Source organism: Variovorax sp. PBL-H6, from assembly GCF_901827155.1.
Taxonomy (GTDB): Bacteria; Pseudomonadota; Gammaproteobacteria; order Burkholderiales; family Burkholderiaceae_C; genus Variovorax.
The window spans coordinates 981,895-1,008,082 of record NZ_LR594659.1; the positions used below are offsets into that span (position 1 = coordinate 981,895).

24 protein-coding genes and 1 tRNA gene are annotated in these 26,188 nt (G+C 66.2%); 11 read left to right on the forward strand and 14 right to left on the reverse strand.

Annotated features, from left to right (window positions below; translation table 11 throughout):
• Positions 1-107: 107 nt before the first annotated feature.
• From G3W89_RS04765 to G3W89_RS04780, 4 genes are read right to left on the reverse strand one after another with little or no spacing between them, the layout of a single operon-like run.
• The gene (locus G3W89_RS04765; RefSeq protein ID WP_162573017.1) at positions 108-908 is read right to left on the reverse strand and encodes a DUF1295 domain-containing protein; all 801 of its coding nucleotides are present in this window, start codon (positions 906-908) and stop codon (positions 108-110) included.
• Between the two features lie 16 nt (positions 909-924).
• Complete coding sequence (gene ruvC / locus G3W89_RS04770) at positions 925-1,473, reverse strand: crossover junction endodeoxyribonuclease RuvC (protein ID WP_162573018.1); 549 nt, start codon at positions 1,471-1,473, stop codon at positions 925-927.
• Between the two features lie 3 nt (positions 1,474-1,476).
• Complete coding sequence (locus tag G3W89_RS04775) at positions 1,477-2,544, reverse strand: phosphatidate cytidylyltransferase (RefSeq protein WP_162573019.1); 1,068 nt, start codon at positions 2,542-2,544, stop codon at positions 1,477-1,479.
• 14 nt (positions 2,545-2,558) lie between these two features.
• The gene (locus tag G3W89_RS04780; protein WP_162573020.1) at positions 2,559-3,299 is read right to left on the reverse strand and encodes a lysophospholipid acyltransferase family protein; all 741 of its coding nucleotides are present in this window, start codon (positions 3,297-3,299) and stop codon (positions 2,559-2,561) included.
• A gap of 62 nt (positions 3,300-3,361) precedes the next feature.
• Here G3W89_RS04780 and G3W89_RS04785 point away from each other — a divergent pair.
• Positions 3,362-3,437: transfer RNA gene (locus G3W89_RS04785), tRNA-Gly, on the forward strand.
• 58 nt (positions 3,438-3,495) lie between these two features.
• Here the strand turns inward: G3W89_RS04785 and mtgA are convergent.
• From mtgA to G3W89_RS04810, 5 genes are read right to left on the reverse strand one after another with little or no spacing between them, the layout of a single operon-like run.
• Entirely contained in the window at positions 3,496-4,245 is a 750-nt protein-coding gene (mtgA, locus tag G3W89_RS04790) for a monofunctional biosynthetic peptidoglycan transglycosylase (protein WP_162573021.1), read from the reverse strand.
• Entirely contained in the window at positions 4,242-5,084 is an 843-nt protein-coding gene (gene aroE, locus G3W89_RS04795; RefSeq protein WP_162573022.1) for a shikimate dehydrogenase, read from the reverse strand. The genes mtgA and aroE overlap by 4 nt, the downstream gene beginning before the upstream one ends.
• 14 nt (positions 5,085-5,098) lie before the next feature.
• Positions 5,099-5,962 carry an energy transducer TonB gene (locus tag G3W89_RS04800; protein WP_162573023.1) on the reverse strand — a complete coding sequence of 288 codons (864 nt, stop codon included), beginning with the start codon at positions 5,960-5,962 and terminating at the stop codon, positions 5,099-5,101.
• Positions 5,959-8,019 carry a ribonuclease catalytic domain-containing protein gene (locus G3W89_RS04805; protein WP_162573024.1) on the reverse strand — a complete coding sequence of 687 codons (2,061 nt, stop codon included), beginning with the start codon at positions 8,017-8,019 and terminating at the stop codon, positions 5,959-5,961. Before G3W89_RS04805 ends, G3W89_RS04800 begins: the two co-directional genes overlap by 4 nt.
• 39 nt (positions 8,020-8,058) lie before the next feature.
• On the reverse strand, positions 8,059-8,655 hold the full coding sequence (locus G3W89_RS04810) for a YqiA/YcfP family alpha/beta fold hydrolase (RefSeq protein WP_162573025.1): 597 nt from the start codon (positions 8,653-8,655) through the stop codon (positions 8,059-8,061).
• A gap of 78 nt (positions 8,656-8,733) precedes the next feature.
• Between G3W89_RS04810 and rodA the strand changes: the two genes are divergently transcribed.
• The 3 genes from rodA (at position 8,734) to G3W89_RS04825 (ending at position 12,741) form a co-directional block, all read left to right on the forward strand.
• On the forward strand, positions 8,734-9,888 hold the full coding sequence (gene rodA, locus G3W89_RS04815) for a rod shape-determining protein RodA (RefSeq protein ID WP_162573026.1): 1,155 nt from the start codon (positions 8,734-8,736) through the stop codon (positions 9,886-9,888).
• 55 nt (positions 9,889-9,943) lie between these two features.
• Positions 9,944-11,404: a metalloprotease TldD gene (gene tldD, locus G3W89_RS04820; RefSeq protein ID WP_162573027.1), complete on the forward strand. Its 1,461-nt coding sequence runs from the start codon at positions 9,944-9,946 to the stop codon at positions 11,402-11,404.
• A gap of 218 nt (positions 11,405-11,622) precedes the next feature.
• On the forward strand, positions 11,623-12,741 hold the full coding sequence (locus G3W89_RS04825; RefSeq protein WP_162573028.1) for a 3-deoxy-7-phosphoheptulonate synthase: 1,119 nt from the start codon (positions 11,623-11,625) through the stop codon (positions 12,739-12,741).
• A gap of 22 nt (positions 12,742-12,763) precedes the next feature.
• On the opposite strand, the gene G3W89_RS04830 is transcribed toward G3W89_RS04825, so the two are convergent.
• Positions 12,764-13,264 carry a cupin domain-containing protein gene (locus G3W89_RS04830; RefSeq protein ID WP_162573029.1) on the reverse strand — a complete coding sequence of 167 codons (501 nt, stop codon included), beginning with the start codon at positions 13,262-13,264 and terminating at the stop codon, positions 12,764-12,766.
• A 4-nt stretch (positions 13,265-13,268) separates the two neighbouring features.
• Positions 13,269-14,672 carry a UDP-N-acetylmuramate:L-alanyl-gamma-D-glutamyl-meso-diaminopimelate ligase gene (gene mpl, locus G3W89_RS04835; protein ID WP_162573030.1) on the reverse strand — a complete coding sequence of 468 codons (1,404 nt, stop codon included), beginning with the start codon at positions 14,670-14,672 and terminating at the stop codon, positions 13,269-13,271.
• Between the two features lie 68 nt (positions 14,673-14,740).
• On the opposite strand from mpl, the gene G3W89_RS04840 reads away from it, so the two are divergent.
• The 7 genes from G3W89_RS04840 to G3W89_RS04870 all read left to right on the forward strand — a co-directional run bounded on the left by G3W89_RS04840 (position 14,741) and on the right by G3W89_RS04870 (position 20,904).
• Positions 14,741-15,334, forward strand: a complete 594-nt coding sequence (locus tag G3W89_RS04840) for a hypothetical protein (protein ID WP_162573031.1) — start codon at positions 14,741-14,743, stop codon at positions 15,332-15,334.
• Entirely contained in the window at positions 15,331-15,861 is a 531-nt protein-coding gene (locus tag G3W89_RS04845; protein ID WP_162573032.1) for a TlpA family protein disulfide reductase, read from the forward strand. The genes G3W89_RS04840 and G3W89_RS04845 overlap by 4 nt, the downstream gene beginning before the upstream one ends.
• Positions 15,862-15,974: 113 nt before the next feature.
• Entirely contained in the window at positions 15,975-16,445 is a 471-nt protein-coding gene (accB, locus tag G3W89_RS04850; RefSeq protein ID WP_162573033.1) for an acetyl-CoA carboxylase biotin carboxyl carrier protein, read from the forward strand.
• 2 nt (positions 16,446-16,447) lie between these two features.
• Positions 16,448-17,797, forward strand: a complete 1,350-nt coding sequence (gene accC / locus G3W89_RS04855) for an acetyl-CoA carboxylase biotin carboxylase subunit (RefSeq protein ID WP_162573034.1) — start codon at positions 16,448-16,450, stop codon at positions 17,795-17,797.
• A gap of 13 nt (positions 17,798-17,810) precedes the next feature.
• Positions 17,811-18,695 carry a 50S ribosomal protein L11 methyltransferase gene (prmA, locus tag G3W89_RS04860; protein WP_162573035.1) on the forward strand — a complete coding sequence of 295 codons (885 nt, stop codon included), beginning with the start codon at positions 17,811-17,813 and terminating at the stop codon, positions 18,693-18,695.
• A gap of 42 nt (positions 18,696-18,737) precedes the next feature.
• On the forward strand, positions 18,738-19,952 hold the full coding sequence (locus G3W89_RS04865; protein WP_162573036.1) for a DUF3426 domain-containing protein: 1,215 nt from the start codon (positions 18,738-18,740) through the stop codon (positions 19,950-19,952).
• Between the two features lie 49 nt (positions 19,953-20,001).
• Positions 20,002-20,904 (forward strand): carbohydrate kinase family protein, encoded by a 903-nt coding sequence (locus G3W89_RS04870; protein ID WP_162573037.1) that lies wholly within the window; start codon positions 20,002-20,004, stop codon positions 20,902-20,904.
• A gap of 70 nt (positions 20,905-20,974) precedes the next feature.
• On the opposite strand, the gene G3W89_RS04875 is transcribed toward G3W89_RS04870, so the two are convergent.
• The 3 genes from G3W89_RS04875 to G3W89_RS04885 form a co-directional block, all read right to left on the reverse strand.
• Positions 20,975-21,454 carry a histone H1-like DNA-binding protein gene (locus G3W89_RS04875; RefSeq protein ID WP_162573038.1) on the reverse strand — a complete coding sequence of 160 codons (480 nt, stop codon included), beginning with the start codon at positions 21,452-21,454 and terminating at the stop codon, positions 20,975-20,977.
• A 194-nt stretch (positions 21,455-21,648) separates the two neighbouring features.
• A complete protein-coding gene (locus G3W89_RS04880) occupies positions 21,649-22,878 on the reverse strand; it encodes a ribonucleotide-diphosphate reductase subunit beta (RefSeq protein WP_162573039.1) in 1,230 nt (409 codons plus the stop codon).
• Between the two features lie 149 nt (positions 22,879-23,027).
• Positions 23,028-25,949 carry a ribonucleoside-diphosphate reductase subunit alpha gene (locus G3W89_RS04885; RefSeq protein WP_162573040.1) on the reverse strand — a complete coding sequence of 974 codons (2,922 nt, stop codon included), beginning with the start codon at positions 25,947-25,949 and terminating at the stop codon, positions 23,028-23,030.
• Between the last annotated feature and the right edge of the window lie 239 nt (positions 25,950-26,188).

Consider the following 26,188-nt stretch of genomic DNA (forward strand, 5'->3'; position numbering starts at 1 on the left):
GAGGCTCCTGGGACCAAGGAGCCGAGGCGACCCCAGGGCTCTCTACGCTCGAAAGCCGTTCGCAGATCACGTTGGGGTGCCGGCTCGGCCGGCTGCGCCTGCGAGATTCATGAACGCTCCCTGCGAGGCGGCGCCGGCACGAAGGCGCTGGTGCGTGCCATGTAGTCGCGGTAGGCGGGCCGGCGTTCCTCGATGTCCTTCTCGAGCAGGCGCACGCCCGAGACCTCGAGCAGCAGCCCCGTCATGAGCAACGGCGAAATCGCGCTCCACAGGGCTTGAAATCCCGATGCGCCAAGGGCCATCAACCAGAAGCCCCACCACACGCAAGCTTCACCGAAGTAGTTGGGATGGCGTGAGTAGCGCCACAGGCCCCGGTCCATGACTTCGCCGCGGTGCGCGGGATCGGCCCTGAAGCGCGCGAGCTGCATATCGCCGATCGCCTCGAACGCGATACCGAACGCGGCCAGGGAAGCACCTGCGGCGTCGAGCCAGTTGGGCGGGCGCGCGGAGTCGGCTGCGGCCAGGAAAGGGGCCGAGACGATCCAGGCCAGAACCGCCTGCAGTCCGAAGACGAGGTACAGGCTCTTCCAGCCGAACCCCGGCTCGTTGCGCTGCCGCATGTCCCGGTAGCGGCGGTCTTCGCCATGCCCCCAGTTGCGCCAGGTGATGTAGATGCCGAGCCGCAGCCCCCAGACCAGCCCGAGGGCCGCCATGAGCCAGGTGCGCGAACCTGTGCCGGGCTGCATCCCAAGGTAGAGCAGTGCCGGGCCCGCAATCAGGAAGGGCCAGGCCCGGTCGGCCAGGCTCGCATCGCCGCGCACGAGGCTGGCGAGCCATGTCAGGAGGGCCAAACCGAGTGCGAGCGCCAGCCCGGCAAGTGCGAGCAGCAGCGGCGGCGCAGCAGTCATTGCTTCGCCGGCGCCATCAGCGCGTGCGGCCTCCGCGGTACGCGCTGAGGGTCCCGCGCATCAGCACGGCCGCCTGGCCGATACGTGCCATCGAGCTGCCCACGTGTGCGTGGGTGATCGCAATGCCCAGGGCGTCAGCGGCATCGCTGCCCGGGACGCCGGGCAGCGACAACAAGCGTCGCACCATTTCCTGCACCTGAGGCTTGGCGGCGCGGCCATGGCCGGCGACGGCCTGCTTCATCTGCAGGGCGGTGTACTCGGCGACGGGAAGGGCGTTGGTCACAAGCGCAGTGATGCAGGCGCCTCTCGCCTGGCCGAGCAGCAGGGTGGATTGCGGATTGACGTTGACGAACACGATTTCTATCGCCGCCGCATCGGGCCGGTAGGTCGCCACGATCTCGCCGATGCCGTCGTACAGCACCTTGAGGCGCGCCGGCAGTTCGCCCTTGAGCACGCTGCGGGTGCTGATGGTGCCGCTGGCGACGTAGCGCAGCGCATGGCCGTCCATGTCCACCACGCCAAAGCCGGTGGTCTGCAGGCCGGGGTCGATGCCGAGGATGCGCATGTTCTAGGCGTCGAAGTACCAGCGGACCGAGTGGAAGAACACCGGGGCCGCGAAGCACAGCGCATCGACGCGGTCCAGCAGGCCGTTGGCGCCGGTCACGCCCATGCCGCGCCCGCCCCAGTTGGGGATGCCGCGGTCGCGCTTGAGCGCCTTCATCACCAGGTGACCCATGGAGCCTGCCACGCAGGCGAGCAGGGAGACGGCCAGCGCCTGGCCGAAGCGGAAGGGGGTGACGAACGAGAACATCGCGCCGACCAGGCTCGCGATCGCCATGCCGATGGCCCAGCTGCGCCAGTTGAAACTGCTGCTCACGTGCGGTGCGGCCGGCGCGTCCCTGAATAGCCAGTCGCCGGTTCGCCTCAGGAAGCCTCGACGTAGCTCGATGCCGTCCTCGTCCCCACTGCCCGGCACGCTGCTGCGCCGCGAGATCAGGTGCTGCACCAGGACACAGGTCTGCACCACGAAAACCAGGAAGAACACCAGGAATGCGCTCTTGCCCTCGTAGCCGGGAAAGGAGAGCAGCAGCAGCGCCGGCACGTGGCTCATGCCATAGACGCAGACCATGATGCCCCACTGCAGCTTCGCATTGCGCTCGAGGAAGTGATGGGGGTCGTCGGCCAGCGCGCTCACCACCGGGATGGCGAGGAAGACGTAGACCGGGATGAACACGGTGAACAGGTCGAAGCGCGCCGTCGCGACCAGCCAGAACTGGATCGGCAGCACCACGAAGAAGGCGAGGATCAGGCTGCGGTGGTCGCCGCGCCGCGTGGGCGACAGCGTGATGAACTCGCGCAGCGTGAAGAAGGAGATCAGCGCGAACAGCACCGTGGCCACGGTTTCCCCCAGCGCCCAGCCGATCCAGAAGATCACCGCCATGAACCAGGTGGTTCCCAGCAGCCCGCGGAAGTGCGCCAGTTCGCGCTGCCAGCGCTCGTCGTGCTGGGGGTTGCGACGCTCGCGGAAGGTCAGCAGGAAAGCCACGGTGCTCACCATGACGAGCAGGCCGAAGACGATAAAGAACAGCGCCGCGACCTGGTGGGTGGGCGAGAGCTGGCGAAGGTATTCGTTCATTCGGTCGGCAGGCCCTACACGTAGCGCAATGCGACCACGGCTTCGCGCGCTCGGTCGAGGAAGGGGCGGCGCTCCTCGCTCTCTTCGAGCCGGATGGGTTCGCCGAAGGTGACCGAGCAGAGGATCGGCACCGGCACCACCTCGCCCTTGGGCATCACACGCTGCACGTTGTCGATCCAGGCCGGGACAAGCACCGCCTCGGGGAACATCTGCGCCAGTGCGTAGAGGCCCGACTTGAACTTCTGCGGCTCGCCGGTGTGGCCGCGCGTGCCCTCGGGGAAGATGATGATCGAGTCGCCGCTTTGGAGCGCATCGATCAGCGGCTGCAGCGGCACCAGGGCTTCGGCGCTGCCCGGCTGCGGCATGGGCGCCGGATCGGCGGATTCGATCGGCTCGGAGACCATCGGCATGGCCTCTTCGAACACGGGCTCGATGCGTTCGCGCGGCGCCGCGACGGGAGTGGGCACGGGCGCGCTGCCGCCGCGTTCCACGTAGATGGCGTTGAACACCTCGGTGGTGATCCAGCGTTTGAAGGGCGTCGTGGCCCAGTAGTCGCGCGCCGCGATCGGCCGTGTGATGCTGCGCAGTTCCTCCGGCAGCGCGGCCCAGATCATCACCAGGTCGAGATGGCTTTGGTGATTGGCGAAGTAGATGCGCTGCTCGGCCTTGGGCGGACAGCCCCACCAGCGCGCCTGGGCACCGGTGAGAAGCCGGATCAGGCCCAGCAACACCCACCCCGTGAACTTTGCAAGCATGGCGGCGATGATACGGGCCGCGCATGCGTGTTTTTCTCGGCTATGATTCGCACCCTTCAAACGCGGGAATAGCTCAGTTGGTAGAGCGCAACCTTGCCAAGGTTGAGGTCGAGAGTTCGAGACTCTTTTCCCGCTCCAGATTTCTCCTCGCCTACCCCCAGCCGGTGCCACGCCAAGACCCGAGCTGCGTGTCAGATCAGGGCAGCTCGGCCGAGGGCATGCGCGCCGCAATGGTGGCCGCGCGGGCTGCAAGATAGGCAGACTGGGAGCGCCGCTCGAAGAGCTTGGGGCTCGGCAGCATCACCGCCAGCCGCGCCGCCTCCTGGGTACCGAGCCGCGAGGCCGGTTTCCTGAAGTAGTGCTGCGCAGCCGCCTCGGCACCGAAGATGCCTTCGCCCCACTCCACGCTGTTGAGATAGATCTCCAGGATGCGCTGCTTGTCCAGCAGCAGTTCCAGCACGACCGCGAGCACCAGCTCCTGGCCCTTGCGCAGCAGCGTGCGCTCGCCCGACAGCAGCAGGTTCTTCGCGAGTTGCTGCGTGATGGTCGAGCCGCCGCGCAGTTGCACCGCGCGTGGCTCCTTGCCGCGCGCACGCATCTGTGCGGCGCGACGGGCAGCGATCTGCTCGGCCCTGGCATTGCGCTGGCGCGCACGTTCGACGGCCTCCCACTCGACGCCGTTGTGATAGATGAACTCGCCGTCCTCGCTCGCGATGACGGCGCGCTTCAAGTTGTCGGCGATCTGGCCATACGGCACCCATCGCTGTTTCCAGCCGCGCTCGCCGTTGCTGCGCTCCTCGGTCGCGAGCTGCCAGGCCTCTGAGCGCTGGAAAGCGGTCGACTGCGGATCGAACACCGCCATCGCGGCGATGCGCCCGATGAAGAAGACCTCGAGCGCGACCGCCGCGAACAACAGGCAGAGCACCCACCGCAGGAGGGCCTTCATTGGCGGTCGACCACCGCGCGCAGCTCGGCGAGCACCTGCGCCGAGGGCGGCCGCACGCCGCGCCAGAAGGCGAAGGACTCGGCAGCCTGTTCAACCAGCATACCCAGCCCGTCGCGCGGCACGGCGCCATGTTCGCGGGCCCAGTCGAGGAAGCCGGCGGCCGCCGGGCCGTACATCATGTCGATGGCCAGTGCGCCGCGCCGCAGCACGCGGGCCTTCACCGGCACTTCACCCCCAGCGAGACTGGACGCGGTGCCGTTCACCATGATGTCGAACTCGCCGGGCACGGATTGCAGTTCGTGCGCTTCCAGGGTGATGCCGTGCTGCAGCGCAAGTGCCGCATGGTGCCGCACCAGGGCGATCGCCTTGGCGAGCGTGCGGTTGGCCACCACCACGCGGCGCGGGCCGGCTTCCAGCAGCGGGCCCAGCACGCCGGCCGCGGCACCGCCGGCGCCCAGCAGCAGCAGCTCGTGGCCCGCCAGTGTGACGCCGGCGTGCTGCGTGATGTCTGCCACGAGCCCGGCGCCGTCGGTGTTGTCGCCGTGGATGCCGTCCACGTCGAAGCGCAGCGTGTTGACCGCGCGCGCCAGCATGGCGCGGGGGCTCAGGTGCTGCGCCAGCGCTGCGGCCTCGAACTTGAAGGGCACGGTGATGTTGCAGCCGCGCGCCGTGCCGGCTGTCTCGGCGCGAAACGCTGCCACGGCCGCCTCGAAGCCGTCGAGCGGCACCAGGCGGCGGCCGTAATCCAGCACCTGGCCGGTCAGTTCGGCAAAGCGCGCGTGAATCCAGGGCGAGCGGCTGTGCTCGACCGGGTTGCCCATCACACAGTAAAGGTCCATGGTGTCTCGCTCGCTCACTGCTTGGACGACGAGGAGACCTGGGCCTCGAGCGTCTCGTCGCGCGTGAACTTGAAGCGCGAAGGCAGCACGATCTGGTCGGTCTGCCGCCGCATCGCGTCCGTGAATTTGCCGAAGCTGCCGATGCTGCGAACGATGGCCTGCGCGCGCCGGTCAAGCGTGGAATTGCCCGACCCTTCGATGACCTCGGTGCCGAGGATCGCGCCGTCGAAGTTGACCGTCACCATCATCGTGAGCTCGCCATAGAGCTTCTTGCCGGCGAGCTCCGGGAAGTTTGCGGTGCCGCGCGCCTCGATCTTGCGGCGCAGCGCGTCCACGTAGACAGCGTAGGTAGCCTCACGCGTGGCCGGGCTGAGGTAGCGCTTCTTGGGGCGCGCGTTCTCCTCGTTCACCCGGCGCTCGATCTCGGCCAGGATCTTGACCAGCTGGCGGCGCTTTTCCTCGCGCGCGGCGTTCTCGCTGGGGTTGCCCTGGTGCCGCGGGTCCGGCAGTGGCATTGCGGCGAGTTGCTCCTTGATCTGTGTCAGCAGCAGCATTTGCTGGGCCTGCATGGCCTCGACCTGGCGCTGCGCGTCTTCCATCGAGTCGCCGATGGTGGTGAAGGTGGAGGGCGGAAGCGGGCTGGTGGCGCGCCCGCGTTCGAGGTCGCCCCCGCCGGCCAGCGAGCTCTGGGCGATGGCCACGGCTTTCTCGGGACGATCGTTGGTCTTGGCGTTGACCAGGATGACCTCCAGCGGCGTCTCGGTGAAGACGCGGTTGAAGGACTCGGGATCGGCAAAGCGAAACGCGAGCAGGAGGGCGTGCGCGGCGACCGAGATGCCGAGCGCGAGCTGCAGCCTGCTCAGGTCGCGCAGGTTCATGCAGGCACCTTCGAGGGCGCAGGCGCCTCGTCGCCGTCGGCCAGGTCCACCGCAATGGCAATCGGCCCGGCGACTTCCTCTTCGTCGCCTTCCTCTTCGGCCGCTGGTTCGGCCGGCGCGGCATCGAGGCGCTCGATGACGGTGCCGTGCACATCGAGGGCGATCTCGTCGACCTCACCGAGCTTGACGCGCACGCGGGCTCCGCGCGCGAGGCCCTGGTTGCCGGTGACCTGCAACACCAGCGGCAGTGCGTCGGCACGCGCGAGGGCACCGTTGGGCACGTCCTTGATCAGCGTCGCATCGAGCTCGGAGATGCCCTGCTGCTCGAGGTACTTCAGCGTCCAGAAGCGCTCCATGGCGCCCTGGTGCGCGTTGTAGGCGGCATAGGCGGCATCGAAGCCCGAGAGGATGGAGAACAGATCGGCGTCCTTGGGCTTGAAGGGCGCTGCCAGCGCGGCGGTCTTGCCATGGCGCGCCGCCGCGATGATCTGCCATTGGTTCACCAGGTCGGTGTAGCGGCGCAGTGGAGAGGTGCTCCAGGCGTAGCTCTTCACGCCGAGTCCGGCATGCGGAAGCGCCTTGGTGCCCATGCGCACCTTGATGCCGGGTGCCAGGCTGGCCTGGCTGCGGTAGAGGGCCGGCACGCCGAGCTCGCCGAGCCAGCTGCCCCAGCTGCTGTTGGCCAGGATCATCGCCTCGGACACGATCAGGTCCAGCGGCGCGCCGCGCTGGCGCGTCGTGATCTGCACCCGCTCGTCGCCGGTGGGCTCGCCCTGCGCGTCGGTCAAGCGGAAGTTGTAGTCGGGCCGGTTGAAGCTCTCAGGCTTGCCGCGCACCACCTCGCGCTGCGCCTTCAGCTGCTTGGCCAGTCGGAACAGGAAAGACAGCGGCTCGCGCAGGCGCACGGCCACCTCGGGCGTGCCCGCGCTGACGACCGAGGCGTCTTCGAGCCAGGCTTGAGTGATGAAGCCGTCGAGCTGGTCGTGCCGCAGGTTCGCCACGATGGGCACGCGCTCGAGGCGGGTCTCCGTGGCTTTCAGTGCCAGCGTGGCCTCGTCGAAGTCGGCATACAGCGAGACAGCCGGGCAGTCGCGGCCTTCCTGAAGGGTGTAGGTTTCCACCACCTCGTCGGGCAGCATGGTGATCTTGTGGCCGGGCATGTAGACGGTGGACATGCGCGCGCGCGCCACCTGGTCGATCGGGCTGCCGGGCGCCAGCGCAAGGGCCGGCGCCGCGATGTGGATTCCGACGCGCACCGTGCCGCTGCCGAGGCGATTGACCGAAAGCGCGTCGTCGATCTCGGTGGTATGGGAATCGTCGACCGAGAAGGCCTGCACCTCGGCGAGTGGCAGCTCGTCGGCGATGGCCGGGGCCTTGAGCACCGGGAAGCCGGTGCCCTTGGGGAAGTTCTCGAAGAGGAATCGGCGCCAGTGGAACTGGTAGGGCGAGTCGATGGCTCCGGCGCGCTGCAGCAGTTCGAGGGGCGGGCGCTGCGTGGAACGCGCGGCCTCCACGACGGCCTTGTATTCGGGCGCGTTCTTGTCGGGCTTGAAGAGGATCTTGTACAGCTGCTCGCGCACCGGCGCGGGGCACTCGCCGGCGCCGAGCTGCGCCGCCCATCCGGCAATCTGGGCCTGCACCAGCTTCTTCTTCTCGATGGCGGCGAGCGCCTGCTGCACGATCTCGGTCGGCGCCTTCTTGAACCGGCCCTTGCCGGCGCGGCGGAAGTAGTGCGGCGCCTCGAACAGCGCCAGCAGCGAAGCGGCCTGCTGCGCCAGAGCGGGCTGGGCCTGGAAATAGTCGGAGGCCAGCTCGGCGAATCCGAATTCCCCTTCGGGGGCGAATTCCCAGGCCAGGTCGAGGTCCATGCCGGCGGCGAGCGCGCGGGCTTCATCGAGCAGTTGGGCCGGCGCCGGCTTCTCGAAGCGCAGCACGATGTTGGCGGCCTTCACCTTGACGCGCTTGCCGGAATCGAGCTCCACCTGTGCCGAGGACTCCGCCTCCGACAGGACACGGCCGCCCAGGTATTTGCCGGCTTCTTCGAACAATACAAACATGGGGCGGATTGTCCCATGGGGGCCGGCGCGCGCCGCGCCTCAGACTGGATCGATGAAGGCCATCGTCTCGTCCAGGTGATTGCGCTCGAAATCGGACAGGGCGTGGTCACCGCCGTCCAGCAGCTTGATGCGGCTGCCGGGATAGCGGGCCGACATTTCCCGCCAGTCCAGCAGCTCGTCCCCCTTGGCGATGACGGCGAAGACGCGTTCCGGCTGCGCCAGCGGGCCGGCGTCGAGCGCGCGCAACTCGTCGATGTACTCGGGGCAGAAATAGAAATGGTCGGACGGATCGTGCCACGCCGTCTGCTCGCCGATGTAGTTCGCCAGGTCCCGCGCCGGATGCACGGCCGGGTTCAGCAGCACCGCGCGGCAGCGCGTCAGGCCGGTCACGTAGGTGGCATAGAAGCCGCCCAGCGAGGAGCCGACGACTGCCATGCCGTCGCGCGGCCATTGCGCGATGCCTCGCATGACCAGGTCGATGGCCGCCTGCGGCGAAGGCGGCAGCTGCGGGCACCACCAGTGCACCTGCGGATGCCGCTCGCGGACACGCTGCGCCATCTGCCGTGCCTTGGTGGACTGCGGCGAGGAACGAAAGCCGTGGAGGTACAGCAGGTGGGTGGCGGGCGCGAGGTTCATGCCTTTGTCTTACTCAAGGGCCGCAGTGCTTCCGCGATTGTCGGTGAAGCAGGCGGCGCCAGCGGATAATCCGCGCCCATGTCTGCCGTGTTCCACCAGCCGTCCTTCGCACGACGCATCGCGCCCGTGTTCCAGGGCTTCGACGGCTTTCTCGCCTTCGCGGTGCTGCTGCTGGCCTGCGCCGGGCTGCTGACCATGTACTCGTCCGGTTACGACCACGGCACGCGCTTCATGGATCACGGCCGGAATATGCTGCTGGCCGGCTTCATCATGTTCGTGGTGGCACAGGTGCCGCCGCAGCGACTGATGTTCTTCGCCGTGCCGATCTACGTGGTGGGCGTGGGGCTGCTGGTCGCGGTGGCGCTGTTCGGCATCACCAAGAAGGGCGCCACCCGCTGGATCAATGTCGGCATGGTGATCCAGCCGAGCGAGATCCTGAAGATCGCCATGCCGCTGATGCTGGCCTGGTGGTTCCAGCGTCGCGAAGGCCAGCTTCGCCCACTGGACTTCGTGGTCGCGACAGTGCTGCTGGCGGTGCCCGTCGGGCTCATCATGAAGCAGCCCGACCTGGGCACGGCACTGCTGGTCCTGGCCGCCGGCCTGTCGGTGATCTTCTTTGCCGGCCTCTCGTGGAAGCTGATCATTCCGCCTGTGATCATCGCAGCGATCGCGGTGTCGCTGATCGTGGGCTTCGAATCGCAACTGTGCGCCGACGGCGTGGATTGGCGCGTCCTGCACGACTACCAGAAGCAGCGCATCTGCACGCTGCTCGACCCGACCAAGGACCCGCTGGGCAAAGGCTTCCACATCATCCAGGGCATGATCGCCATCGGCTCCGGCGGGATTGGCGGCAAGGGCTTCATGCAGGGCACGCAGACGCACCTGGAGTTCATTCCAGAGCGCACCACGGACTTCATCTTCGCCGCCTATTCCGAGGAGTTCGGCCTTGCAGGCAACCTGGCGCTGATCGCGGGCTTCATATTCCTGATCTTCCGTGGACTGGCCATCGCGCTGGACGCGCCCACCTTGTTCTCGCGCCTCCTGGCCGGAGCGGTGACGATGATCTTCTTTACCTATGCATTCGTGAACATGGGCATGGTCAGCGGCATTCTTCCGGTCGTGGGCGTGCCCTTGCCTTTCATCAGCTACGGCGGCACTGCGATGGTGACGCTGGGATCGGGGCTGGGCATCCTGATGGCGATCGCGCGGGCCAAGAGGCTGATGCAGAGCTGAGAAGCGCATTCACGGATTCCGAGCACCATCCAGGGGGCGAGCCTAGAATCCCTCGATGATCTCCCGCGAACCCACCCTCGAGCGCCTCGCCACGGCGCAGCAGCTCCTGCTCACGCCCTTCGGCCTGGACGAATCGCATCTGTTGCGCGCCCTGGCCGAGATCACGGCCCACAAGGTGGACGACGCCGACCTCTACTTCCAGTACACCCGCAGCGAAGGCTGGAGCCTGGAGGAGGGGATCGTCAAGACCGGCAGCTTCAGCATCGACCAGGGCGTAGGCGTGCGCGCCGTCAGCGGCGAGAAGACGGCCTTCGCCTATTCCGACGACATTTCCGAGGCTTCGCTGCTCGACGCGGCGCGCACCGTGCGCACCATTTCCGCCGCCGGACGCAACGGCCGTGTGAAGGCGCCGACGCGCAAGGTCGCGACCAGCCGTTCGCTGTACGGCGGGGTGGATCCGATCTCGACGCTCGACAGCGCCGCCAAGGTCGAACTGCTGGGCAAGGTCGAGAAGCTCGCGCGCTCGCGCGATCCGCGCGTCGCCCAGGTGATGGCAGGCCTGGCGAGCGAGTACGACGTGGTGCTGGTGGCTCGGGCCGACGGAACCCTGGCGGCCGACGTGCGGCCGCTGGTGCGTCTCTCGGTCACGGTGATCGCCGAGCAGAACGGCCGCCGCGAGGTCGGTTCGGGCGGCGGGGGCGGGCGCTTCGGCCTTGCCTACTTCGACGAGGCGCGCATTGCCGAGTTCGTCGACCAGGCGGTCCAGCAGGCGCTCACCAATCTGGATTCGCGTCCGGCACCCGCGGGCGAGATGACCGTGGTGCTCGGTCCGGGCTGGCCCGGCATCCTGCTGCACGAGGCGATCGGCCACGGGCTGGAGGGTGACTTCAACCGCAAGGGTTCGAGCGCCTTCTCCGGGCGTATCGGCGAACGCGTGGCCGCCAAGGGCGTGCACGTGCTGGACGACGGCACCATCGCCGATCGCCGCGGCTCGCTCAACGTCGACGACGAGGGCAACGCCACACAGCGCAACGTGCTGATCGAGGACGGCATCCTCAAGGGCTACATCCAGGACTCGCTCAATGCGCGCCTGATGAAGGTCAAACCCACCGGCAACGGCCGCCGCGAGAGCTATGCCCACGTGCCGATGCCGCGCATGACCAACACCTACATGCTTGGCGGCAACAAGGTGCCAGAAGAGATCGTCGCCAGCATCAAGAAAGGGCTCTACGCCACCAACTTCGGCGGCGGCCAGGTCGACATCACGAGCGGCAAGTTCGTGTTCTCGGCCAGCGAGGCCTACTGGGTGGAAAACGGCAAGATCCAGTATCCGGTGAAAGGCGCGACCCTGGTGGGCAACGGTCCGGACGCACTGACGCGCGTCACCATGATCGGCAACGACATGGCGCTCGATTCCGGCGTGGGCACCTGCGGCAAGGAAGGCCAGAGCGTGCCGGTGGGCGTTGGGCAGCCCACCCTGCGCATCGACGGCCTGACCGTCGGCGGCACGGCCTGAGGCATTTGCGCAACGGCCGCTTCGTTTTCCTGTGCTACATTCCGCCCCTATGTCTTCGCGCGCCGTGTTTTTCTTTTCGTACTTTTGGTTCCCGGACTCCGGCGGACGAGAGGCGAGCGCGTAAAGCACACTGAACACCCCTCCCAGAACCGCCGGCGCCTCGAGCCCCGGCGGTTTTTTTATGCCCCGATGATTTCCATCCCTTGAAGGAACGAACCATGAGCACGAGCACCGTCCCCGCGACCGAGAACTGGCATGCGAGCGTCGAGAAAACCAGCCGAACCGACGACGAACGCATCAAGGACATCACCGTGCTGCCCCCTCCCGAACACCTGATCCGTTTCTTCCCGATCCGCGGCACGCCCGTCGAGACGCTGATCACCGGCACCCGCCGGTCCATTCACAACATCATGAGCGGCAAGGACGACCGGCTGCTGGTGGTGATGGGTCCCTGTTCGATCCACGATCCCGATGCCGCGCTCGAATATGCCCGGCGCCTGAAGGCGGAGCGCGACAAGTACGCCGGCACGCTGGAGATCGTGATGCGGGTCTACTTCGAGAAGCCGCGCACCACGGTGGGCTGGAAGGGGCTGATCAACGACCCCTACCTCGACGAGAGCTTCCGCATCGACGAAGGGCTGCGCATCGCGCGCCAATTGCTGATCGAGATCAACCGGCTCGGCCTGCCGGCCGGCAGCGAGTTCCTCGACGTGATCTCGCCCCAGTACATCGGCGACCTGATTTCCTGGGGCGCCATCGGCGCGCGGACCACGGAGAGCCAGGTGCACCGCGAACTCGCTTCGGGGCTGTCGGCGCCCATCGGCTTCAAGAATGGCACGGACGGCAACATCCGCATCGCCACCGATGCGATCCAGGCTGCGGCGCGCGGCCATCATTTCCTCTCGGTGCACAAGAACGGCCAGGTTGCGATCGTGCAGACCAACGGCAACAAGGACTGCCACGTCATCCTGCGCGGCGGCAAGACGCCCAACTACGATGCCACGAGCGTGGCTGCCGCCTGCAAGGACCTGGAGGCCGCCAGGCTGCCGCCGACACTGATGGTGGACTGCAGCCATGCCAACAGCAGCAAGCAGCACCAGAAGCAGATCGAGGTGGCCCAGGACATCGCGGGACAGATCGCGCATGGGGGACGCAGCATCTTCGGCCTGATGGTCGAGAGCCATCTGAACGCCGGTGCCCAGAAGTTCAGCGCCGGCAAGGACAGCGTCGCCAATCTCGAATACGGCAAGAGCATCACCGACGCCTGCCTGGGCTGGGACGATTCGGCGCAGGTGCTGACGCTGCTGTCGGAGGCAGTCAAGGCACGCCGGGGTTGAAGAAAAAGGCCTGTTCGCCGATTCAGATCAGCTCGGTGAGCGCAGGCCAGTGGTGCCGCAGAAGCGCCGCCTCGTCGCCGTCGGGCTGCATGAAGGAAAAGTCGTTGAAATCGAAGCCAGGTCCCACGGTGCAATTGACCAGGGTGTAGTCGGCGCTTCCCGGCGACACCAGCGGCTTCGCCGCCTGCCAGCGGCCGGCCGTGACCGTGTGCTGCGGATGGGTTCCATGCACGTCGACCGGGCCGAGCCGTATGTGCGCCGGCGGCGTTCGCAAGGCCGCGTCGCTGGTCCACAGCGCCAGCGGTGCCCCCTCGAGATGGACCCAGACCTCGTCGGAGAGCACGCGGTGCCAGCGTGAATGCTGCTGCGCCTCGAGCAGGAAATAAATGGTGGTGAGCGCCTGTCGCGGCGTGCGCCCGTCAGCCGGCGAGACCTGCGCCGCAGAGCGGAACACCTCGCGGTACCAGCCGCCCTCGGGATGGGGCGCCAACTTCAGGGTGTCGATCAGTTCCTGTGCGCGCATCCGCTCATTCTGCCGCGCGCAGGGCCGAAAGGAGCTTCTCGTGCACGCCGCCGAAACCGCCGTTGCTCATGCAGACGATATGGTCGCCCGGTTGCGCGGCAGCCACGATCTGCGCGATCAGCGGCTCGAGGGTGCCGGCAACGCGAGCGCGTGCGCCCATCGGCACGAGCTCGGCCGCTGCGTCCCATTCGAGGCCGCCGCTGTGACAAAAGGCGAGATCGGCCTGCTCCAGGCTCCACGGCAGCTGGGCGGCCATGGTGCCCAGCTTCATGGTGTTGCTGCGCGGCTCGAACGCGGCCAGGATCCGCTCGCCGCGATGCCCGCCGGCGTCCAGCTTGTTGCGAAGGCCCTCGAGCGTGGTGCGGATGGCGGTCGGGTGGTGGGCGAAATCGTCGTACACGGTGATCGGCCCGCCCGGCCGATCCACCGTGCCTCGCACCTCCATGCGTCGGCGCACGTTGCGAAAGCCCGCCAGCGCCGCGGCTGCCTCGGCCGGCGCCACGCCCACATGCTCGGCCGCGGCGATCGCGGCCAGCCCGTTCATCTGGTTGTGCAGCCCCGAAAGCGCCCACTCGACGCGCCCGACCTTCTCGCCTTGCCGAAGGACATCGAAGGCGTCGTGAGTCCCCCGCGCCTGCCATTCGCCGCTGGGGCCGAAGCGGGCCAGCTCGCTCCAGCAGCCTTGGGCCAGCACGCGCTGCAGGCTGTCTTCCGTCGCGTTGACGACCACGCGGCCGCTGGCCGGTACCGTGCGCACCAGGTGGTGGAACTGCCGTTCGATCGCAGCCAGGTCATCGAAGATGTCGGCGTGGTCGAACTCGAGGTTGTTGAGGATCGCGGTGCGCGGCCGGTAGTGAACGAATTTGCTGCGCTTGTCGAAGAATGCGGTGTCGTACTCGTCGGCCTCGATCACGAAAAGCTTTTGCGTGTTGCTGCCCAGCCGGGCCGAGACACCGAAGTCCAGCGGCACGCCGCCCACCAGGAAGCCCGGTGAATGGCCGGCGCGCTCGAGGATCCAGGCGAGCATGGAGGTCGTGGTGGTCTTGCCGTGCGTGCCGGCAACGGCCAGCACATGCCGGCCCTGCAGCACCTCTGCCGCCAGCCATTGAGGGCCGCTGGTGTAGCGCGCGCCAGCGTCCAGGATCGCTTCCATCAGCGGGAACTTGGGCGTCCCGTCGGCAAGCCGGAGCCGCGACACCACATTTCCGACGACGAAGACATCCGGCGCCAGCGCCATCTGATCGGCGCCGTAGCCTTCGATCAGCTCGATGCCGAGGGCGCGCAGCTGGTCGCTCATCGGCGGATAGACGCCGGCATCGCAGCCGGTCACCCGGTGGCCGGCCTCGCGCGCCAGCGCTGCCAGACCTCCCATGAAGGTGCCGCAGATGCCGAGGATGTGAATGTGCATCGGCCGATTCTAGGGACCACCCGAAGGCGGCTCTTCTGTAGGCGCCCTCCTTTGTGCAAAATGGGTCGATGGACGTGCCCAAGCAGGAAATAGCCGCCGCAGCCGCCCGCCTCATCGTCGAGGAGGGGCTGGAGTACGGCCCGGCCAAACGCCGCGCGCTGCGCGACCTGGGCCTGCCTGCGCGCACCGCGCTGCCCCACAACGACGATGTCGAGGCCGAAGTGAGGGACTACATACGGCTCTACTGCGCCGACACGCAGCCGAAGGAGCTGTATGCATTGCGCATGCTGGCGCTCGAATGGATGGAGCACATGGCGCAGTACCGGCCGCACATCGGCGGCGCCGTGTGGCACGGCACGGCGACGCGGCTCTCGGACATCTATATCCAGCTGTTCTGCGACGACTCGAAGTCCGCGGAGATCACGCTGATCGACCACCATGTCGACTACGAGCCGCGCATGGTCACAGGCTTTCATGGCGAGCAGGTGGAGGCGCTAAGCGTCCATGTGGCCAGCCGCGCGCTCGGCGAGGAGATCGGGGTCCATCTGCTGATCTATGACCTCGACGACCTGCGGGGCGCTCTCAAGCCCGACGCGCAGGGGCGCGTACCCAGGGGCAATATGGCTGCCTTGCGGAGGCTCATCGAGAAGGAAAGCGGATGAATTCGACGCCCACGCGCCGCGGCTGGCTCTTCGGAGGCGTTGCCACCCTGGCGGCGATCGCCGGCATCGGCGGCGCGGTATGGCACCGGCGCGCCACTGGCGGTGGCGAGCCGCTGGATGCCGGTTTCTGGACCCAGCGCTTCGAGCGGCCTGAAGGCGGCGAGATCGTCCTGGAGCAGTTTCGAGGCAAGCCTCTTCTGATCAATTTCTGGGCAACCTGGTGTCCGCCGTGCGTTGAAGAAATGCCGATGATCGACGCGTTCTTCCGCGAAAATGCTTCGAACAGCTGGCAAGTGGTTGGCCTCGCGATCGATCAGCCCAGCGCCGTCCGCAAGTTTCTCGCCAAGACGCCAGTCAGCTACTCGATCGGTTTGGCTGGCCTGCAGGGCACCGAACTTGTCAAGAATCTGGGAAACACGGCCGGCGGCCTGCCCTTCAGCTTGGTGGTGGACGCCGGAGGCGCAATTGCGGCGCGTAAGATCGGCAAGATCGAGCCGGCTGACCTGCAGGCGTGGCGACGGGCATAGTTCAAAGCTAGAATCGCTCTCCCGAATCGAGCGCTTTGGCGGCTGAACGCCGAAATAGCCCGATTTTCTCGTGAGTTATGTCCTCATGGCCGGAATCCCGGCGTTGGAGTCCCATGGATCTGCGCAAGCTGAAGACACTGATCGACCTGGTGTCCGAATCGAATATTTCCGAACTGGAAATCACTGAGACCGAAGGCAAGGTCCGAATCGTGAAGGCTGGAGCGGCGGCGCCGATCCAATACGTACAAGCGGTCCCGGCTCCTCTGGCTTCGCCAGTGGCTGGCGCCGCACCCGCGGGCGCCATTGCTGCGGCCGCGCCGGCGGCGGCCGTCCCGGAGGCTGCGCCTACCGGCCACGTGGTCAAGTCGCCCATGGTCGGCACCTTCTATCGCTCTTCCAGTCCGGGCGCGCCGGCCTTCGTCGAAGTCGGCAGTCAGGTGAAGGAAGGCGACACGGTCTGCATCATCGAAGCGATGAAGATCCTCAACGAAATCGAGGCCGACAAGTCCGGCACTGTCACACAGATCCTCGGCGAAAACGGTCAGGCGGTCGAATATGGCCAGCCGCTGTTCATCATCGAGTGACCATGTTCAAGAAGATTCTGGTCGCTAATCGCGGAGAGATTGCCCTGCGCGTTCAGCGCGCCTGCAGTGAACTGGGCATCAAGGCAGTGATGGTTTATTCCGAGGCCGATCGCGAAGCCAAGTATGTGAAGCTGGCCGAAGAAGCAGTCTGCATCGGCCCCGCGCCTTCTTCCCAGAGCTATCTGAACATGCCTGCGATCATCTCGGCTGCCGAGGTGACGGATTCCGAGGCCATCCACCCGGGCTACGGATTCCTGAGCGAGAACGCCAACTTCGCCGAGCGCGTCGAGCAGAGCGGCTTCCAGTTCATCGGCCCGACGCCGGAGTCGATCCGCATCATGGGCGACAAGGTGTCGGCCAAGCAGACGATGATCAAGGCCGGCGTGCCCTGCGTTCCCGGCTCGGAGGGCGAGTTGTCCGATGACGCCGCCATCAACAAGCGCATAGCGCGCGCCATCGGCTACCCCGTCATCATCAAGGCCTCGGGCGGCGGGGGCGGGCGCGGCATGCGCGTGGTGCATACCGAGGCGGCGCTGGTCAACGCGATCCAGATGACCAAGGCCGAGGCCGCTGCGGCCTTCAACAATCCCTCGGTCTACATGGAGAAGTTCCTCCAGAACCCGCGCCACATCGAGATCCAGGTGCTGGCCGACAAGCACAAGAACGCCGTCTATCTAGGCGAGCGCGACTGCTCGATGCAGCGGCGCCACCAGAAGGTCATCGAAGAATCGCCGGCGCCGGGCATTCCGCGCAAGCTGCTCGAGAAGATCGGCGAGCGGTGCGCCCTGGCCTGCAAGAAGATCGGCTATCGCGGCGCCGGTACCTTCGAGTTCCTCTACGAGAACGGCGAGTTCTACTTCATCGAGATGAACACGCGCGTGCAGGTCGAGCATCCGGTCACCGAGTTCACCACCGGCATCGATATCGTGAAGACACAGATCATGGTCGCTGCCGGCGAGCGGCTGCCCTTCACGCAGCGGCAGATCGAGATGCGGGGCCATGCCATCGAGTGCCGCATCAACGCCGAGGACCCGTACAAGTTCACGCCTTCGCCGGGTCGCATCACCATGTGGCATCCGCCGGGCGGCCCGGGGGTGCGGGTGGATTCCCACGTCTACACGAACTACTTCGTGCCCCCGAACTATGACTCGATGATCGGCAAGATCATCGTGCACGGCGACACCCGCGAACAGGCGCTGGCGCGCATGCGCACGGCGCTGAACGAGACGGTGGTGGAGGGCATCCAGACCAACATCCCGCTGCACCGGGAGCTGATGGTCGACGCCAAGTTCATGAGCGGCGGCACCAACATCCACTACCTCGAAGAATGGCTCGCGGCCCACAAGCGTTGAGCAGCGCCACCCCATGTTCGAACTTCGCCTGCTCGTCCCGGAAGACCATGTCGAGACGCTGAGCGAAGCGCTCGAGGCGTTGGACGCGCTGAGCGTCTCGGTCGAAGACGCGGATGCCCAGACCGATGCCGAGCAGGCGCTCTTCGGCGAGCCGGGCATGCCGCCGCCGAAGGAGGGCTGGCTGCGCTCACGCGTGATCGCTCTCTTTGCCGATGAAGCGCAGGCGCGCGAGGCGGCCAAGGTGCTGGCGGCGCAGGACTTCTTCGACGGCTGCCAACTGCTGGGCCTGGTCGACGTGCCCGAACAGGACTGGGTGCGGCTCACGCAATCGCAGTTCACGCCGGTCGAGATCACGCCTGAGTTCTGGATCGTGCCCACCTGGCACGATCCGCCGGCGGGAGCGCGGCAGGTGATCCGGCTGGACCCGGGGCTGGCCTTCGGCACCGGCACGCACCCGACCACGCGCATGTGCCTGCGCTGGATTGCGTCACGAGCCGAGGTGGACGGCAAGCGCGTGCTGGACTACGGCTGCGGCTCCGGCATCCTCGCGATCGGCGCGGCCAAGTTCGGCGCTGCCGAGATCGACGCCGTGGACATCGACGAGGCCGCGGTCGACGCGACTCGCCTCAATGCCGAGGCCAACGGCGTGCAGCTGAAGGCCGGCCTGAGCGAGCTCGCGCGGGGTCGTTACGACATCGTGCTCGCGAACATCCTCGCCACCCCGCTCAAGGTACTGGCGCCGCTCCTGTGCGATCACGTGGCGTGCGGCGGCGCCCTGGTGCTCGCCGGCATTCTCGAGCGCCAGGCCGATGAGCTGAAGCTGGCCTATGCGCCCTATGCCGCGCTCGAAGTGAGCGACGCCGAAGATGGCTGGATACTGATGACCGCCAGCCTCTGAGTTCGCCGGCGTTGGGGCGCGCCCCAATACAATCGGCGCCTCATGAGCCTGGTCACCCGCTGCCCTGCCTGCGGCACCACCTTCAAGGTGGTGAGGGATCAGCTTCGCATTTCCGAGGGCTGGGTGCGCTGCGGTCGCTGCAGTGAAGTCTTCGATGCAACGCTCGAGCTGCACGAGACACCCGACGCGGCCGTTGCGTCGAAGATGCCACCGGCGCTCGACGACACAGCGGAAAGCGCGCCGCCTCCAGCACCGGCACCTGCACCTGCACCTGCACCTGCACTTGCAGCGGCGTCGGCCATGCCTGCTCGAGAGGAGGAGGCACCACTGCAGAAATCCGATTCTCAGTACTTCACAGGCGTCGTGGCCGACGAACCTTGGCCCGAGACACCAGCGCCCACGGTCGAAGCAAGCTCGCATGTGGTGCCGCCGTACCCTTCCTTTCCGCCCTTCCCGAATATCGACCTGAACCTGCCCGAGCCGCCCATCGGCCGCGAGGCGCGTTCGGCAACGCCGGAGCCGCTCGAGGCGAAGGCCGTGCCTGCAAGCACCGCCGAGGAGGACGCGGCGAGTGTGCAACTGCAGAAAGCCTTGCGCCGCGCGCGCGCCAAATCCGCCAAGATCGCACGCGCGAAGGCACGGGGCGAAGAGCGCGCTGCGCGCGAGTCGGCGCCCGTGGTGCTGGCGGCCAGCGAGCCCGAGCCCCTGCTCGACCATCCGCGGCGCCTGCCCTACTTTGCTGCGGCCGCCGCCGGGGGCGCGGCATTTTGGCAGCGCACGAGTGTGCGTCGCGCCTTGGTGGGTGTGGCCGTTTTCGCGGCAATCCTCCTGGTCCTGCAGGTGCTGCATCAAGAGCGCGACCTGCTCGCGGCGCGGCAGCCTTCGCTGCGACCTGCGCTCGCGGCCTTGTGTGGGCTGACGGGCTGCGAACTCTCGGCGCCGAAGCAGATCGCCGACATCACGATCGATGGTGCCTCCTTCGCGCGCGAGAAGAGCGGCGACGCCTTTCGGCTGAACTTCACCTTGCGCAACGGCGCGCCACTGCCGCTCGCGATGCCGGCCATCGAGCTGTCCCTGCTCGACACCCAGGAGCGGGCGGTGGTGCGGCGCGTGCTCATGCCCGCGGAGTTCGGTGCGCCGTCCGTGCTGCCGGGGCGCGCCGAGCGCGCAGCCTCGCTGCCGCTCGCGCTCACAGGACCCGAGGCGGCGGCGCTGCCGCCGGTCGCAGGCTTTCACCTGCTGGCCTTCTATCCCTGAAGATGGTCTCTCTTCTTCTCTTGTCTTTCAATCAACCAGTGGTCCATCCATGGCAGCAGTGATTTGCGGTTCTCTCGCGTTCGACACGATCATGACTTTCGAGGGACGGTTCGCCGATCAGATCCTTCCTGATCAACTGCACATCCTCAACGTGTCCTTCCTGGTTCCTGGCCTGCGGCGCGATTTCGGAGGCTGCGCCGGCAACATCGCTTACAGCCTCAACGCGCTGGGCGGAAGGGCGTTGCCGATGGCAACGGTTGGCAGCGATGGCGGCGACTATGTGGAGCGGCTGCGTTCGCTCGGCATCAGCACGGAGTTCGTGCGGCAGGTGGAGCACAGCTTCACCGCGCAGGCGATGATCATGAATGACCGTGACAACAACCAGATCACGGCCTTTCATCCGGGGGCCATGCAGCAGGCCCACATCACCAAGGTGACGGGGCGGGACGATATTCGGCTGGGCATCGTGGCGCCCGACGGACGCGAGGCCATGCTGCAGCATGCAGAACAGTTCAAGGCTGCCAACATCCCCTTCGTCTTCGACCCGGGGCAGGGCCTGCCGATGTTCGACGGTGAGGCGCTGCGGCATTTTGTGGAGTTGGCGAGTTGGGTGGTCGTCAACGATTACGAAGGGAAAATGCTCTCGCAGCGTACGGGCTGGAGTTTCGCTGAGATCTCCGAACGGGTGAAGGGCCTGGTTGTCACCCTCGCCGCGGAGGGCTGCGAGGTGTGGACCCGGGGCGAGCGCGAGCATGTGCCGGCCGTCAAGCCCACCGCCGTGATCGAGCCCACGGGTTGCGGTGACGCCTGGCGCGGCGCGCTGCTGTATGGCCTGGAGCAGGGCTGGCCGCTCTCGCGCTGCGCGGCACTGGGCAATCGCCTCGGCGCACTCAAGATCGCACAGCGCGGCCCGCAGAACTACCAGGTGGATCGCCAGGCGCTGGGCCTCTGAGCCCCACGCTGAAACAAAAAAAGCCCGGCACCGAAGTGCCGGGCTTTCGCCTTCGAGGCTGCTGAGCGACTCAGGGCTTGCTGGCCGTCGGGAACGGCCAGGCTGCCTGGGGGTTCAGCGTCGTTTGCGCTGCAGGCGCAGGCGCAGCAGCAGCGGCGGGCGCTTTCGCGGCCTTCTTGGCAGCAGGCTTCTTCGCTGCTTTCTTGGCGGCAGGCTTCTTGGCCGCTGCCTTCTTCGCCGGCGCCTTTTTCGCGGGAGCCTTCTTCGCTGCTGCCTTCTTGGCCGGCGCCTTCTTGGCTGCTGCCTTCTTGGCGGGAGCCTTCTTCGCTGCTGCCTTCTTGGCCGGCGCCTTCTTCGCCGCTACCTTCTTGGCGGGAGCCTTCTTCGCTGCGACCTTCTTGGCCGGCGCCTTCTTGGCCGCTACCTTCTTGGCAGGAGCCTTCTTCGCTGCGACCTTCTTGGCCGGTGCCTTCTTTGCAGCAGCGACCTTCTTGGCCGGAGCCTTCTTTGCAGCGGCTTTCTTAGCCGGCGCTTTCTTTGCAGTTGCCATTTCTCTTTTCTCCTTGATCAAGTTGAAAAAATCAACCTTTGAAGCACTCCACGCATGTTGGTCAACGTGAAGCGATTCATGGCGTTGGATCGAGCTCCAGCGCAATGAACACCTGCGCCTTCACCGCCGCTGCACTCTCCGGTGCATGTCGGCGGTGATGGCTATTCTTGATGCATTTTTGTTGTCGGAACAATTCAATCCCAGGAAAGCGCACCACCCGACTGATACTCGATCACCCGGGTCTCGAAGAAATTGCGCTCCTTCTTCAGGTCAATCATCTCGCTCATCCACGGGAAGGGGTTTTCCTCGTTCGGGAAGAGCGTTTCGAGGCCGATCTGCTGTGCGCGCCGGTTGGCGATGTAGCGCAGGTAGCCCTTGAACATGGAGGCATTCATGCCGAGCACGCCGCGAGGCATGGTGTCTTCGGCGTAGCGGTACTCGAGCTCCACGGCCTTCAGGAAGAGGGCCTTGATTTCCGCCTTGAACTCTGCGGTCCAGAGGTTGGGGTTCTCGAGCTTCAGCTGGTTGATCAGGTCGATGCCGAAATTGCAGTGCATCGACTCGTCGCGCAGGATGTACTGGTACTGCTCGGCAGCACCGGTCATCTTGTTCTGGCGGCCCAGCGCGAGGATCTGCGTGAAGCCGACATAGAAGAACAGGCCTTCCATCAGGCAGGCGAAGACGATCAGCGACTTGAGCAGCGTCTGGTCGTTCTCGTGCGTGCCGGTGTGGAAGTTCGGATCGCTGATGGCGTCGATGAACGGGATCAGGAACTGGTCCTTCTCGCGGATCGACGGCACCTCGTTGTAGGCGTTGAAGATCTCGCTCTCGTCCAGGCCCAGCGACTCGACGATGTACTGGTAGGCGTGCGTGTGGATCGCCTCCTCGAAGGCTTGGCGCAGCAGGAACTGGCGGCATTCGGGCGCCGTGATGTGGCGGTAGGTGCCCAACACGATGTTGTTGGCGGCCAGCGAGTCGGCTGTCACGAAGAAGCCGAGGTTGCGTTTGACGATGCGGCGCTCGTCCTCGCTCAAGCCGTTCGGGTCTTTCCAGAGCGCGATGTCGCGCGTCATGTTCACTTCCTGCGGCATCCAGTGGTTGGCGCAGGTGGCGAGGTACTTCTCCCACGCCCACTTGTACTTGAACGGCACCAGCTGGTTCACGTCCGTCTGGCCGTTGATGATGCGCTTGTCCGCCGCCTTGACGCGGCGTGCGGCCGGCATCGCGGGCGCGGTCTGCTGCGGTGCGCGCGTGACGGCGCCGTCATCAAGCGTGCGCGCGATGGGAGCGAGTGAGGGCGCTGTTTGCGAAGTCGGATGCTCCAGCGAGCGGCTGGCTTGCGCGTCGCTGCTCGATGGTTGCCGCATGCCTTGTTGCAGATCCTTTGGCAAGGAGGGCTTGACTTCTTCGTCCCAGGTCAACATAGAAAAATCCAATGCTCAAATTATGTGAGCAACGATGTGAGTTGCAAAGTGCTCTTCACATCGCGCTCTGTTTATGTTGCCGTTATGTTGTTCGCATGCATCGTCATTTGTCGGGCGATGCCGCGAATCGATGCGCCTTCACGCCGACATCACTGGCATGCTTCGCACGTCGGATCGTCAACGCCGCAGAAGGCGATGTCGGTCGCGGGCATTGCGCTGAGCTGCGCTTGCGCAGCCGCCGCGGCTGCTTCGAGCGCGCTCATGCCCGATGAAGGCGCATCCATCGAGCCCGAGGACACCGCATTGAGGCGACCTGATTGCACCGTCGACTTCTCGGCGTGCGTGGCGCTCTGCGTGCGCAGGTAATAGGTGGTCTTCAAGCCGCGCAGCCACGCGAGCTTGTAGGTATCGTCGAGCTTCTTGCCCGAGGCGCCGGCCATGTAGATGTTCAGCGATTGCGCCTGGTCAATCCACTTCTGACGGCGCGCGGCGGCCTCGACCAGCCAGGTGGTCTCGACCTCGAAAGCGGTCGCGTAGAGCGACTTCACGTCCTGCGGCACGCGATCGATCGGGCGCAGTGAGCCGTCGAAGTGCTTGAGGTCCATCACCATCACGTCGTCCCAAAGGCCCAGGCGCTTGAGATCGCGCACGAGGTAGTGGTTGATCACGGTGAACTCGCCGGAGAGGTTGGACTTGACCGAGAGATTGCCGAAGCAGGGCTCGATCGAGGCGTCCACGCCGATGATGTTGGAGATGGTGGCGGTCGGCGCGATGGCGACGCAGTTGGAATTGCGCATGCCGTCGGCCTTGATCTTCTGGCGCAGCGCGTCCCAGTCCAGCGTGGACGAGCGGTCGACCTCGACGTAGCCGCCGCGCGCCTTCTCGAGCAGGTCCAGCGTGTCGGGCGGCAGCACGCCCTTGTCCCACAGCGATCCCTTGTAGCTGGAATAACGGCCGCGCTCGCGCGCCAGCTCCGTCGAAGCCCAGTAGGCGTGGTAGCAGATCGCTTCCATCGATTCGTCGGCGAACTGCACTGCCTCCTGCGAGGCGTAGGGGATGCGCAGCTCGTACAGGGCGTCCTGGAAGCCCATCAGGCCCAGGCCGACCGGGCGGTGGCGCAGGTTGGAGTCGCGCGCCTTCTTGACCGCGTAGTAGTTGATGTCGATCACGTTGTCGAGCATGCGCATCGCGGTCGCGACCGTGCGTTGCAGCTTTTCCTGGTCGACCTTGCCGTCCTTCAGGTGCTGCAGCAGGTTCACCGAGCCCAGGTTGCAGACGGCCGTTTCGGTGTCGCTGGTGTTGAGCGTGATCTCGGTGCAGAGATTGGACGAGTGGACCACGCCCGCATGCTGCTGGGGCGAGCGCACGTTGCAGGCGTCCTTGAAGGTGATCCAGGGATGGCCGGTTTCGAACAGCATCGTGAGCATCTTGCGCCAGAGATCCGTGGCCTGGACCGTGCGACTGGGCTTGATCTCGCCGCGAGCGGCCTTCTCTTCATAGGCCACGTAGGCAGCCTCGAAGTCGGCGCCGAACTTGTCGTGCAGGTCGGGCACGTTGGAGGGCGAGAACAGCGTCCAGCTGCCCTTTTCCATCACGCGGCGCATGAACAGGTCAGGAATCCAGTTCGCCGTGTTCATGTCGTGCGTGCGGCGGCGGTCGTCGCCCGTGTTCTTGCGCAGCTCCAGGAACTCCTCGATGTCGAGGTGCCATGTTTCCAGGTAGGTGCAGACCGCGCCCTTGCGCTTGCCGCCCTGGTTGACCGCGACGGCGGTATCGTTCACGACCTTGAGGAAGGGAACCACGCCTTGCGATTCGCCGTTGGTGCCCTTGATGTGGCTGCCCAGCGCGCGCACGCGGGTCCAGTCGTTGCCCAGGCCGCCTGCGAACTTGGAGAGCAGGGCGTTTTCCTTGATGGACTCGTAGATGCCGTCCAGGTCGTCGGGCACCGTGGTCAGGTAGCAGCTCGAGAGCTGCGAGCGCAGCGTGCCGCTGTTGAACAGCGTGGGCGTGCTGGACATGAAGTCGAAGGAGGACAGCACTTCGTAGAACTCGATCGCGCGCGCCTCGCGGTCGATCTCGTTCAGCGCGAGGCCCATCGCCACGCGCATGAAGAAAGCCTGCGGCAGCTCGATGCGGGTCTTGCGCACGTGCAGGAAGTAGCGGTCGTAGAGGGTTTGCAGGCCGAGGTAGTCGAACTGCAGATCGCGCTGGGGCTTGAGCGCGGCGCCCAGGCGGGCCAGGTCGTACTGCTGCAGCCGTTCGTCGAGCAGCTCGTTGTCGACGCCTTTCTTGATGAACTGCGGGAAGTAGTCGGCGTAGGCCTGAGCGCGCTCGGCTGCCGGCACTTCGCGGCCGATCACTTCCTTGAAGATCGTGTGCAGCAGCAGGCGCGCGGTCGCAAAGGTGTAGTCAGGGTCTTTCTCGATCAGGGTGCGGGCGGCGAGGATGGAAGCCTTGTAGACCTCGTCGAGCGGCACGCCGTCGTAGAGGTTGCGCATGGTCTCGGCCACGATCGGCCCGTCGGTGATGCTCTCGCCCAGGCCGGCACAGGCGGACGCGATCAGTCCCTTGAGCTCGTTGAGGTCGAGCGCAACCCGCTCCCCGCGGTCGAGCACATGCAGCGTGGAGACGGCGATAGGGGCCTCCTGCTCGCCCTGCTTCGAGCGCTCCTGCGCGCGACGCTCGCGGTACAGCACATAGGCGCGGGCGATCTCGTGGTGGCCGCCGCGCATCAGGCCCAGCTCGACCTGGTCTTGCACATCCTCGATGTGGAAGGTGCCGCCGCCGGGGCGCGAGCGAAGCATGGCACGCACCACGCCCTGGGTCAGGGTATCGACTGTCTCGCGCACGCTGGCGGATGCGGCGCCCTGCGTGCCGTGCACGGCGAGGAAGGCCTTCATCATCGCGATGGCGATCTTGTTGGGCTCGAAGGGAACGACCGCGCCGTTGCGGCGGATGATCTGATAGTTGGCGAGCGCATTCCCGGCGGGCGAGCCGGCCTTGTCACGGGCTTGTTGCGGCGTCGAGGAAACGGCGCGGGGCGTGGCGGGATGGTTCTGGGCAGTTTGCATTCGGTCCTCTGTTGGGCAATTCTTGTTGGGGCGGCCGTGCCGCGTGTGGCCGGTGGCTTGGATGAAGGCACGGGGCAGGGCACACTATATCTGGGGTCTCAGAGGGCTACAACCCACTAGATGTAGTGTTTTCCTTGTAGTTCAATGGCATGCATTCACCCGAAAACGGGCTGGATGGGGAGTTATCCCGCATCGTTACTGAACGACCTTAGCGCGTGCCACTCCCCATGCGCCCTGCG

What these genes read in the sequence shown, in the direction of transcription:
- G3W89_RS04765 (WP_162573017.1), bottom strand. Translation starts at nt 908, where the DNA reads ATGACTGCTGCGCCGCCGCTGCTGCTCGCACTTGCCGGGCTGGCGCTC.
- ruvC (WP_162573018.1), bottom strand. Translation starts at nt 1,473, where the DNA reads ATGCGCATCCTCGGCATCGACCCCGGCCTGCAGACCACCGGCTTTGGC.
- G3W89_RS04775 (WP_162573019.1), bottom strand. Translation starts at nt 2,544, where the DNA reads ATGAACGAATACCTTCGCCAGCTCTCGCCCACCCACCAGGTCGCGGCG.
- G3W89_RS04780 (WP_162573020.1), bottom strand. Translation starts at nt 3,299, where the DNA reads ATGCTTGCAAAGTTCACGGGGTGGGTGTTGCTGGGCCTGATCCGGCTT.
- mtgA (WP_162573021.1), bottom strand. Translation starts at nt 4,245, where the DNA reads ATGAAGGCCCTCCTGCGGTGGGTGCTCTGCCTGTTGTTCGCGGCGGTC.
- aroE (WP_162573022.1), bottom strand. Translation starts at nt 5,084, where the DNA reads ATGGACCTTTACTGTGTGATGGGCAACCCGGTCGAGCACAGCCGCTCG.
- G3W89_RS04800 (WP_162573023.1), bottom strand. Translation starts at nt 5,962, where the DNA reads ATGAACCTGCGCGACCTGAGCAGGCTGCAGCTCGCGCTCGGCATCTCG.
- G3W89_RS04805 (WP_162573024.1), bottom strand. Translation starts at nt 8,019, where the DNA reads ATGTTTGTATTGTTCGAAGAAGCCGGCAAATACCTGGGCGGCCGTGTC.
- G3W89_RS04810 (WP_162573025.1), bottom strand. Translation starts at nt 8,655, where the DNA reads ATGAACCTCGCGCCCGCCACCCACCTGCTGTACCTCCACGGCTTTCGT.
- rodA (WP_162573026.1), top strand. Translation starts at nt 8,734, where the DNA reads ATGTCTGCCGTGTTCCACCAGCCGTCCTTCGCACGACGCATCGCGCCC.
- tldD (WP_162573027.1), top strand. Translation starts at nt 9,944, where the DNA reads ATGATCTCCCGCGAACCCACCCTCGAGCGCCTCGCCACGGCGCAGCAG.
- G3W89_RS04825 (WP_162573028.1), top strand. Translation starts at nt 11,623, where the DNA reads ATGAGCACGAGCACCGTCCCCGCGACCGAGAACTGGCATGCGAGCGTC.
- G3W89_RS04830 (WP_162573029.1), bottom strand. Translation starts at nt 13,264, where the DNA reads ATGCGCGCACAGGAACTGATCGACACCCTGAAGTTGGCGCCCCATCCC.
- mpl (WP_162573030.1), bottom strand. Translation starts at nt 14,672, where the DNA reads ATGCACATTCACATCCTCGGCATCTGCGGCACCTTCATGGGAGGTCTG.
- G3W89_RS04840 (WP_162573031.1), top strand. Translation starts at nt 14,741, where the DNA reads ATGGACGTGCCCAAGCAGGAAATAGCCGCCGCAGCCGCCCGCCTCATC.
- G3W89_RS04845 (WP_162573032.1), top strand. Translation starts at nt 15,331, where the DNA reads ATGAATTCGACGCCCACGCGCCGCGGCTGGCTCTTCGGAGGCGTTGCC.
- accB (WP_162573033.1), top strand. Translation starts at nt 15,975, where the DNA reads ATGGATCTGCGCAAGCTGAAGACACTGATCGACCTGGTGTCCGAATCG.
- accC (WP_162573034.1), top strand. Translation starts at nt 16,448, where the DNA reads ATGTTCAAGAAGATTCTGGTCGCTAATCGCGGAGAGATTGCCCTGCGC.
- prmA (WP_162573035.1), top strand. Translation starts at nt 17,811, where the DNA reads ATGTTCGAACTTCGCCTGCTCGTCCCGGAAGACCATGTCGAGACGCTG.
- G3W89_RS04865 (WP_162573036.1), top strand. Translation starts at nt 18,738, where the DNA reads ATGAGCCTGGTCACCCGCTGCCCTGCCTGCGGCACCACCTTCAAGGTG.
- G3W89_RS04870 (WP_162573037.1), top strand. Translation starts at nt 20,002, where the DNA reads ATGGCAGCAGTGATTTGCGGTTCTCTCGCGTTCGACACGATCATGACT.
- G3W89_RS04875 (WP_162573038.1), bottom strand. Translation starts at nt 21,454, where the DNA reads ATGGCAACTGCAAAGAAAGCGCCGGCTAAGAAAGCCGCTGCAAAGAAG.
- G3W89_RS04880 (WP_162573039.1), bottom strand. Translation starts at nt 22,878, where the DNA reads ATGTTGACCTGGGACGAAGAAGTCAAGCCCTCCTTGCCAAAGGATCTG.
- G3W89_RS04885 (WP_162573040.1), bottom strand. Translation starts at nt 25,949, where the DNA reads ATGCAAACTGCCCAGAACCATCCCGCCACGCCCCGCGCCGTTTCCTCG.